The organism is Cupriavidus sp. FW305-26 (assembly GCF_058787975.1).
In genome coordinates, this window is sequence record NZ_JBYTAH010000130.1 from 1 (window position 1) to 8,204 (window position 8,204).

Below are 8,204 nucleotides of genomic sequence, written 5' to 3' on the forward strand. Positions count from 1 at the left end.
ATTCCCCACCAGCCCAGTGTGCAGGCCAGCTGCCAGCGCTGCCAGAACGCCCCAATTCGGAATTCTGTAGCGGCGAGACAACGGATTTGCACCAAAATCCTGCTTGAAAGGGCAGCTTGGCGGAGTTTTGTGTCCTTGTAGCTTACGTTTTGTTAAATTTTCGCGGCGTCTACAACGAAACGTAGACATCGTCCCCGCCGTGATCCGGCGGAGAGAACAGTACAAGACAGAAAAGGAGCACCATGAAGAAATCGGCCATCGTCCTCGCAGCCGGCAGCCTGTTGGCAGGTTCGGCGTTCGCACAATCGTCCGTTACCCTGTACGGTATCGTTGACCAGAGCATCCGCTTCCAGACGAACTCCAACGCCAACAACGACAACCTGTGGGAACTGACCAACGGCGCCGTCACCAACAGCCGCTGGGGCCTGAAGGGCAGCGAAGCCCTCGGCAATAACCTGAAGGCAATCTTCCAGCTGGAAGGCGGCTTCGATCCGGACACCGGCCGTTCCAACCAGGCCAGCGCCACCAACCCGAACGGCCGCCTGTTCGGTCGTCAGGCTTACGTTGGCCTGTCGGGCGACTTCGGCACGATCAAGCTGGGCCGCCAGTACACCGAAGGCTTTAACTTCTTCGGCGACTACGATCCGCTGACCATCGGCAACTACACCAACAACGCCTGGCCGTTCTTCCTGACCCAGTTCCGCAGCGACAACGTGGTCAGCTACGGCGGCAAGTTCGGCGGCCTGGACGTGGGCGCCAGCTACGGCTTCGGCGAGCAGCCGGGCAGCATGACCAAGAACCAGTACTGGGGCACCCGTGCCGCTTACTCGTTCGGTCCGTTCGGCATCGGCGGCGTGTACCAGGAAATCCGCGACATCAACGGCAACAAGCAGCAAATGTGGGGCGCTGCCGGTAAGTACGCCTTTGGTCCGGCCAAGCTGTTCGTGGGCTACGTCGGCGGCAAGGACCGCACCGGCGTGATCGACAACGGCTTCCTGAACAACTCGGCTGCCGCGCCTGCTCCGGCCGTGGTCACCGCCGGCGCTGCCAGCAACCCGCGCAAGGACACCCTCGGCTACATCGGCCTGACCTACCAGGCCACCCCGGCCCTGGCGCTGACCGGCGTGTTCTACGGCGACTACGTCGAGAACAAGAACGGCGTGAACGACAACAACGGCCGCCGCTACACCGGCGTGCTGCTGGCCGAGTACTCGCTGTCCAAGCGCACCCAGGTCTACGGCACGGTTGACTTCAACAAGGTTTCGGGCGGCACCACCACCGAAATGCCGGGCCGCAACAACCAGACTGGCGCTGCACTGGGTATCCGCCACATCTTCTGATCGACACCCGATCAGCAGTTCCTGGCAAAAGGCACCTTCGGGTGCCTTTTTTCATGGGCGCGGCCGGCGCCGCAGCCACAGGTACCAGCCGGCCTGCGAGGTGGCTTCGCCCATCGGCTGCAGCGGCACCAGCACGCCGCCATGCCGCGCCACCACGCGCTGTGCGCACAGCAGCGCCGGCCCGGGCTGCGCCAGCCGCGCGGCGCTTTCGTCGTCGGCGGAATCGAACGCCAGCCACAGCGCCAGGCCGCCGGCATGGCCACGGCACGTGATCCGCAGCGCAGTCTCCCGCGCCGCGGCATCAATCGCGCTGGTCAGCAGCCATTCCAGCGTTTGCGCCAGCATGGCCTGGTCCCCGCCAAGGCGCGGCAGGCGGCCGGCCGGCCGTTCAAGCCGGACGCCGGCCTCGCTGGCCAGGGTCCAGACGCGGTCCAGCGCTTCATCCAGCAGCGATTCCATGGCGATACGGCGCATGCGATAGGCGTGGCGCGTTTCGCGCAGCAGCCGGTTCAGGTCGTCGATCTGGCGCAGCGAACGGCGCGCATGGCTGCCGACCTGCGCCAGCAGCGCGGCGTCGGCCTGGGCCCGCGTGCGGCGCAGTTCCAGCCAGGCCAGCAGCGAGGCATTGGGTGCGCGCAGGTCGTGGCCAAGCACGTGCAGCAGCATGTCGTGCACGGCGGCGGGGTTGCGCACATCAGCGCGCCGCTGCGCGACCGGCCGGCCGCCGAGCCACGGTGCCACGGCCAGCCCCGCCTGGTGCAGCCGGGACGCTCTCATGCGGCGGCCCGTTCGGTGCGCTCCGGGCGGTCGGTACGCTCCAGCCGGTAGCCATGCGTGTAGACCGGCGTCAGCCGCAAGCCGTGCCCTGCCTGCAGCCCGAGCTTGCTGCGCACGCGCGAGACATGGGTATCGATGGTGCGCGACAGCGGCGAGATCTCGCGGCCCCAGACCGCAGCGGTGATGTGATCGCGCGTGACGATGCGCCCCTCGTTGCGGAACAGCAGCACCGCCAGGTCGAACTCTTTGGGCGTCAGGCTGACCGGATCGCCATTGCAGGTGACCTTGCGCAGGGCGCAGTCAAAAGCGTACTCGCCCAGCCGCAACGGCGCGAGCGGCGCCAGCTGCGCGGGATACGCGCGCCGCAGCAGGCAGTCGATGCGCGCGGCCAGCTCGGCCGGGCGCACCGGCTTGACCATGTAGTCGTCAGCGCCGGCCGCCAGGGCGTTGACGATGTCGAGCTCGGCCTCGCGGCAGGTCAGGAACATCACCGGGATGCGGCGGTCGAGGTGGGTACGCACCCAGGCCAGTACCTCGCGCCCGGACAGGTCCGGCATCTGCCAGTCCAGCAGCAGCAGGTCGAAGCCCGCGTCGCGCAGCGCCAGCAGCAGGCGCCGGCTTTCGGCGAAAGTCACGCAGTCATGTCCCGCGCCGGTAATGACCTGCCGGATCAGCGCCGCATCCGCGGGCGCGTCTTCAAGCGATGCAATGCGCGATGCCATTTTCTTTCCCATGTGTTGTCTCCGACGGAACAGAACACTAGCGGGACATTTAAGACCGCGTTGCCTTCGGCACGAATAGGAAAGACCTCAATCTCGATTTTCAACAATCTTTTACTTCTCGCCTCAGCAGGCCGCTCCTACCATGGGCTTCGCTGCGTGCCGAGCGGGCCCGCAGTGCCAAGCTCTGTCCATCCATCGGCGCATTCCGATGCGCCCGCGCAGGAGCCACTCTCGTGAACATCGCCGCGCTGCAGGCGGACCCGACCCTCGCCGTCAGCATCGAACAGACCCTGCGCCTGAACGGGCACCAGTGCACGCGCTATCTCAGCGGACGCACCATGATCGGCGCGCTGCGCGGCCGGTCGTTCGATCTGCTGATGCTCGACTGCGATACGCCGGGGATCCCGGCCCTGGAAGTGCTGGCATGGGTGCGCCGCACGCTCGGCAACGAGATGCCGGTGATGCTGACCGGCACCTCCAACGAAGAAGCCTTCGTCGCGGCCTGCTTTGCGCAAGGCGCCGACAGCTACGTGCCCAAGCCGCTGCGCACGGCCGAGCTGGCCGCGCGCGTGCTGGCGCTGTTGCGCCGCGCCAGGCCGGCGGTCGATGAATGCGACCTGGAGCACGGCGTGTTCCGCTTTGCCACCGCGGAGCGGCGCGTGTGGGTCCAGGGTAAGCCGGTGCTGCTGGCCCCCAAGGAATTCGACCTGGCGGTGCTGCTGTTCCGCAACCTGGGCTCGCTGGTGCTGCGCCAGGCCATGGTCGACCAGGTCTGGCGCTACCACATGGACCCGGCCTCGCGCACGGTGGACAGCCACCTGTCGCGCGTGCGCACCAAGCTGGCGCTGTGGCCGCACAACGGCGTGCGGCTGTCGTCGGTGTACGGGCTGGGCAGCCGCCTCGATGCGGCCTAGCCTCAATCGGCCTTGATGCCCGCGTCCCTGACGATGCGGGCGTTCTCCGCGGACTCTTCGCGGATGGCCTTGGCAAACTGCGCCGGCGTACCGCCGGTCGGCACTTCGCCGCCCTTGAGCAGGCGCTCATGGACTTCCGGCTCGGCCAGCGCCTTGTTCAGTTCGGCGTTCAGGCGGTTGATGATGGCCGCGGGCGTCTTGCCCGGCGCGAAGATGCCGAAGGTCGAGGTCAGGTTGGCCTTGGGGTAGCCCAGCTCGGCCAGCGTCGGCACCGAGGGCAGGCTCTCCAGGCGCCTGGGCGCACCCACCGCCAGCGCGCGCAGGCGGCCGGCCTGCATATGCTGGGTCAGCACCGGGCTGGCGTTGGTGCTCATCACCTCGAACTGGCCGCCGAGCGCGTCATTCATCTGTTGGCCCGCGCCCTTATACGGGATCAGCGTGATGTCGGCCTTCGACTTCTGCTTGATCTGTTCCAGCACTACGTGGCCAACCGTTCCCAGGCCCGACGTTGCCCAGCGCACCGAGCCCGGTTTGGCGCTGGCCTGGCCGACCACGTCGGCAAAGCCCTTGCCGCTGAAGCCGGCGGTGGCCACCACCAGCACCGGCGAGTACATCACGCTCATCACCGGCGCCACGTCCTTCTGCGGGTCGTAGTTGACGCGGCCGACATGCGGGTTGAGCGTCAGCGGGCTGGTGGCGGCGAAGCCCAGCGTATAGCCGTCCGGCGCAGCCTTGGCGACCGCATCGATGCCGATGCTGCCGCCCGCGCCGGCCTTGTTCTCGACCACCACCGAGGTGCCCATCTGCGCCGACAGCCGCTCGCCGAGCGCGCGCGCCACGGTGTCGCTGATGCCGCCGGTCGGGTAGGCGACGATCAGGCGGATCGGACGGCTGGGATAGGCGTCGGCAGCGGCGGCAGGCAGTGCGGCAGCACCGCTGGTCACGCACAGGGCGGCCAGCAGGGATGAGCGGAAGGGGAAGGCCATGATGGAAATGCGGGAGAGATTTCGACAGGAGGGCGCCGGGCGCGGCAGCGGTTCGCCGGTCTGGCGCGGAGCAGCCGCTATCTTAGCCGATCGGGGCGTGCGCGCTCAGCGCACCAGCGGGCGTTCCGGCACCCACGAGACAAAGAGTTCGTTGGCCCGGTCATACAGGCGCCATACCGTGCCGCAGTCGCGGCAGGCAAAGGAAAGCATGCTGAACGGCACGCCGGCGGCGCTCTGGCTCACCAGCGGCACCGTGCCGCGCAGCGCCAGGCAGGACGGCGGCTCGCGCCGGCGCGGGTCGGCGGCGAGCGCCAGGCAGCGCTCGCAGGCAGGCGTGGCAGACGGTGCCGACGCGGGGTGGATGGGTGGCGGGGACGGAGGCACGGCAGACTTCATGCCCGCCATGATGCCGCAAAACGCCGTCCGGCAGCAGCCGCTGACGCAATCTCGGATCAGGCCAGCTGCGTGCGCGTCACCGCGGCCGGCGCCGCCGCGCGCTGGCCCAGCCACACGCTGCCCAGCACCAGCAGCGCGCCGGCAGCCTGCATCGCCGTCAATGCCTGGCCCAGCACCAGAAAGCCGAGCACGGTGGCGCTGACCGGGCTGAGCAGCCCCAGCGCCGCCACCGCGGACGACGGCATGCGCCCGACACCGCGGAACCACAGCGCATAGCTGAAGCCGGCCCCGACAATGCTCAGCCACGCATAGCCAAGCCAGTTGGCCAGCGTGAAATGCCCGGGCAGCGGTTCCAGCACCAGTGCGAACGGCAGCAGGAACAGCCCGCCCGCGCACAACTGCCATGCCGTCAGCACCAGCGGCGAGACCGGCGGGCGCCAGTGCCGCGTCAGTACCGTGCCCACCGCCATCGATACCGCCCCGGCCGCTGCCGCCGCCACGCCGATGGCATCGAGCCGGGCGGCCGGGCCCAGTACCAGCAGCGCCACGCCCAGCAGCCCGCCCACGCCCGCCAGCCAGGCGGCCGGCCGCGGGCGTGCGCCCAGCCAGGCCCACGCCAGCACCACCACGATCAGCGGCTGGATCGCGCCGACCGTGGCCGCCACCCCGCCCGGCAACCGGTACGCGGCGATAAACAGCATGGCCTGGAAGAAGCCGATATTGAGCACGCCCAGCACCGCCGCGCGCCACCACCAGCTGCCGCGCGGCAGTTGCCGGCCGAAGGCAAGCATCGCCAGCCCGGCCGGCAGCGCCCGGATCACGCCTGAGAGCAGCGGCTGCCCCGGCGGCAGCCACTGGCTGGTGACCAGGTAGGTGCTGCCCCAGATGGCCGGGGCCAGCCCGGTCAGCAGGATGTCCCTGAGGGTCACGCCGCCGGTCGCGGCCAGGGAGGAAGATCCACTCGCCTTCATGTCGATATTCTTGATGTCAAGATAAATAGACTTTACGAAGCCGATTGGTTGATGTCAAGATACTTCGGTATTCCGCCCATCGCGTATTCCCACGCCCGCCCTGCTGATGACTGCCCGCCGCAAACCCGAAGACACGCCTGACCACGTCGATGGCATTCTCGCCCAATGGGCGCGAGAGCGCCCGGACCTGGATGCCTCGCCGATGGGCGTGATCGGCCGGCTGGGCCGGCTCAACCGCCATACCAGCCGGGCCATTGAAGCCGCGCTTGGGGAAACCGGCCTGCAGCCGTGGGAATTCGATGTGCTGGCGACGCTGCGGCGCGCGGGGCCGCCGTATGCGCTGTCGCCGGGCGCGCTGATCGGCTCGCTGATGATCACTTCGGGCACCATGACCAACCGGCTCGACCACCTGGAACGGGCCGGGCTGGTGCGGCGCCAGCCCAATCCGGAAGACCGGCGCGGGCTGCTGGTGGAACTGACCGAAACCGGACGCGAGCGCGTCGACCGCGCGCTGGAATTGCACGTGGCCAACGAGCACCGCCTGCTGGCGGACCTGACCGCGACGGAACGCGCGCAGCTGGCTGCGCTGCTGCGCCGCTGGCTGCGCATGTTCGAGCCGCCACCGGGCGGTGGCGGCGAAGGCAATGAACCGGCCTGAGTGTCAGGCCCGCTGACGCTCGCGCAGGTCGGGCAGGAAGACCGTCAGCAGGCCCAGCAGCGGCAGGTAGGCACAGTACTCGTACACCGCGCGGATGCCATGCGTATCGGCCATGCCGCCCAGCACCGCGGCGCCGATGCCGCCCATGCCGAAGGCAAAGCCGAAGAACAGGCCCGACACCATGCCGACCTTGCCGGGAATCAGCTCCTGCGCGAACACCAGGATCGCCGAGAACGCCGAGGCCAGGATAAAGCCGATGATGAAGGTCAGCACCGTGGTCCAGAACAGGCCCACGTGCGGCAGCGCCAGCGTGAACGGCGCCACGCCCAGGATCGACGCCCAGATCACGCGCTTGCGGCCGATGCGGTCGCCGATCGGGCCGCCCAGGATGGTGCCCGCCGCCACCGCGGCCAGGAACATGAACAGGTGCAGCTGCGCGTCCTGGCGCGCCAGCCCGAAGCGCTCCATCAGGTAGAAGGTGTAGTAGGAGGTCAGGCTGGCCATGTAGAAGTACTTGGAGAACACCAGCACCATCAGCACCACCATGGCCCGCACCACCAGGCGCGTGGGAACCGGGCTGGCCACCGCGCCGGCGGCCTTGTGCTTGCGCGCGCCCTGCGCCAGCTGGCGCGCATACCAGCCGCCGATGCGCCACAGCACCACGATGCCCACCAGCGCCGCCAGCGAGAACCACGCCAGGCTGGCCTGCTGGTGCACGATCAGCGCGGCCAGCAGCGGCCCCATGGCGCTGCCGCCGTTGCCGCCAACCTGGAAGATCGACTGCGCCAGCCCGTGCTGGCCGCCCGAGGCCATGCGCGCCACGCGCGATGATTCCGGATGGAAGATCGATGAGCCGGTACCGACCAGCGCCGCGGCCACCAGCAGCACGCCGTAGCTCGGCGCCACCGACAGCAGCAGCAAGCCCGCCAGCGTGAACGCCATGGCGATGGCCAGCGAATGCGGCTTGGGATGCTTGTCGGTGTACAGGCCCACCACCGGCTGCAGCAGCGATGCCGTGACCTGGTAGGTCATGGTCAGCAGGCCGATCTGGGTGAAGCTCAGGTTGAAGCCCCCCTTGAGCATCGGATAGATCGCCAGGATCAACGACTGGATCATGTCGTTGAGGAAGTGGGCGAAGCTGATCGCCGACAGCACGCGGAAACCGGTGCGTTCGGCCTGGGGGGATGTCGCGGAGGGTGTCGCGCCAGCAGGCGCGGAGTCGATGGTTGTGCTCATTGGCGGCTCTCGACAGACGGAAAGCGGCCAGCGGGGGGCGCCGGCCTGGAAGGAACTGAGCACCGATGCTAGCTGGCGCCCGGGCGCCTGTCCTGCGAGAATAGGTCCCCGACCTTGGAGAAAAGGACATGCCGCGCGCCCCTCGCCCCCTTTCTGCTTCCGGAGCGGCCCGCCGCCGCCGCGATCAGCATGCGCCCCCTGCCC

General features: G+C 68.7%; 10 protein-coding genes. 3 read left to right on the forward strand and 7 right to left on the reverse strand.

Annotated features, from left to right (window positions below; all coding sequences use genetic code 11):
- On the reverse strand, window positions 1-189 hold a 189-nt coding region (locus AC3WQZ_RS34900), incomplete at its 3' end, for a hypothetical protein (RefSeq protein WP_492302094.1).
- A 53-nt stretch (window positions 190-242) separates the two neighbouring features.
- On the opposite strand from AC3WQZ_RS34900, the gene AC3WQZ_RS34905 reads away from it, so the two are divergent.
- The gene (locus tag AC3WQZ_RS34905) at window positions 243-1,340 is read left to right on the forward strand and encodes a porin (protein WP_010811450.1); all 1,098 of its coding nucleotides are present in this window, start codon (window positions 243-245) and stop codon (window positions 1,338-1,340) included.
- 51 nt (window positions 1,341-1,391) lie between these two features.
- On the opposite strand, the gene AC3WQZ_RS34910 is transcribed toward AC3WQZ_RS34905, so the two are convergent.
- Complete coding sequence (locus AC3WQZ_RS34910) at window positions 1,392-2,117, reverse strand: histidine kinase (protein ID WP_058697466.1); 726 nt, start codon at window positions 2,115-2,117, stop codon at window positions 1,392-1,394.
- On the reverse strand, window positions 2,114-2,851 hold the full coding sequence (locus AC3WQZ_RS34915; protein ID WP_010811448.1) for a response regulator transcription factor: 738 nt from the start codon (window positions 2,849-2,851) through the stop codon (window positions 2,114-2,116). The genes AC3WQZ_RS34910 and AC3WQZ_RS34915 overlap by 4 nt, the downstream gene beginning before the upstream one ends.
- A 221-nt stretch (window positions 2,852-3,072) precedes the next feature.
- On the opposite strand from AC3WQZ_RS34915, the gene AC3WQZ_RS34920 reads away from it, so the two are divergent.
- On the forward strand, window positions 3,073-3,753 hold the full coding sequence (locus tag AC3WQZ_RS34920; RefSeq protein WP_011614340.1) for a response regulator transcription factor: 681 nt from the start codon (window positions 3,073-3,075) through the stop codon (window positions 3,751-3,753).
- A 2-nt stretch (window positions 3,754-3,755) separates the two neighbouring features.
- Here AC3WQZ_RS34920 and AC3WQZ_RS34925 read toward each other — a convergent pair whose 3' ends face one another.
- The 3 genes from AC3WQZ_RS34925 to AC3WQZ_RS34935 form a co-directional block, all read right to left on the reverse strand.
- On the reverse strand, window positions 3,756-4,739 hold the full coding sequence (locus tag AC3WQZ_RS34925) for a Bug family tripartite tricarboxylate transporter substrate binding protein (RefSeq protein ID WP_010811446.1): 984 nt from the start codon (window positions 4,737-4,739) through the stop codon (window positions 3,756-3,758).
- Between the two features lie 105 nt (window positions 4,740-4,844).
- Window positions 4,845-5,144 (reverse strand): hypothetical protein, encoded by a 300-nt coding sequence (locus AC3WQZ_RS34930; protein WP_010811445.1) that lies wholly within the window; start codon window positions 5,142-5,144, stop codon window positions 4,845-4,847.
- A 47-nt stretch (window positions 5,145-5,191) separates the two neighbouring features.
- Entirely contained in the window at window positions 5,192-6,106 is a 915-nt protein-coding gene (locus tag AC3WQZ_RS34935; RefSeq protein ID WP_010811444.1) for an EamA family transporter, read from the reverse strand.
- Window positions 6,107-6,212: 106 nt separating this feature from the next.
- On the opposite strand from AC3WQZ_RS34935, the gene AC3WQZ_RS34940 reads away from it, so the two are divergent.
- Entirely contained in the window at window positions 6,213-6,764 is a 552-nt protein-coding gene (locus tag AC3WQZ_RS34940; protein ID WP_037025273.1) for a MarR family winged helix-turn-helix transcriptional regulator, read from the forward strand.
- A gap of 3 nt (window positions 6,765-6,767) precedes the next feature.
- Here the strand turns inward: AC3WQZ_RS34940 and AC3WQZ_RS34945 are convergent, their stop codons facing one another.
- Window positions 6,768-8,000 carry an MFS transporter gene (locus AC3WQZ_RS34945; RefSeq protein ID WP_492302095.1) on the reverse strand — a complete coding sequence of 411 codons (1,233 nt, stop codon included), beginning with the start codon at window positions 7,998-8,000 and terminating at the stop codon, window positions 6,768-6,770.
- Between the last annotated feature and the right edge of the window lie 204 nt (window positions 8,001-8,204).

Excerpts from the sequence above, each read along its gene's own strand:
- AC3WQZ_RS34905 (WP_010811450.1), top strand. The coding sequence starts at position 243 with ATGAAGAAATCGGCCATCGTCCTCGCAGCCGGCAGCCTGTTGGCAGGT.
- AC3WQZ_RS34910 (WP_058697466.1), bottom strand. The coding sequence starts at position 2,117 with ATGAGAGCGTCCCGGCTGCACCAGGCGGGGCTGGCCGTGGCACCGTGG.
- AC3WQZ_RS34915 (WP_010811448.1), bottom strand. The coding sequence starts at position 2,851 with ATGGGAAAGAAAATGGCATCGCGCATTGCATCGCTTGAAGACGCGCCC.
- AC3WQZ_RS34925 (WP_010811446.1), bottom strand. The coding sequence starts at position 4,739 with ATGGCCTTCCCCTTCCGCTCATCCCTGCTGGCCGCCCTGTGCGTGACC.
- AC3WQZ_RS34930 (WP_010811445.1), bottom strand. The coding sequence starts at position 5,144 with ATGGCGGGCATGAAGTCTGCCGTGCCTCCGTCCCCGCCACCCATCCAC.
- AC3WQZ_RS34935 (WP_010811444.1), bottom strand. The coding sequence starts at position 6,106 with ATGAAGGCGAGTGGATCTTCCTCCCTGGCCGCGACCGGCGGCGTGACC.
- AC3WQZ_RS34940 (WP_037025273.1), top strand. The coding sequence starts at position 6,213 with ATGACTGCCCGCCGCAAACCCGAAGACACGCCTGACCACGTCGATGGC.
- AC3WQZ_RS34945 (WP_492302095.1), bottom strand. The coding sequence starts at position 8,000 with ATGAGCACAACCATCGACTCCGCGCCTGCTGGCGCGACACCCTCCGCG.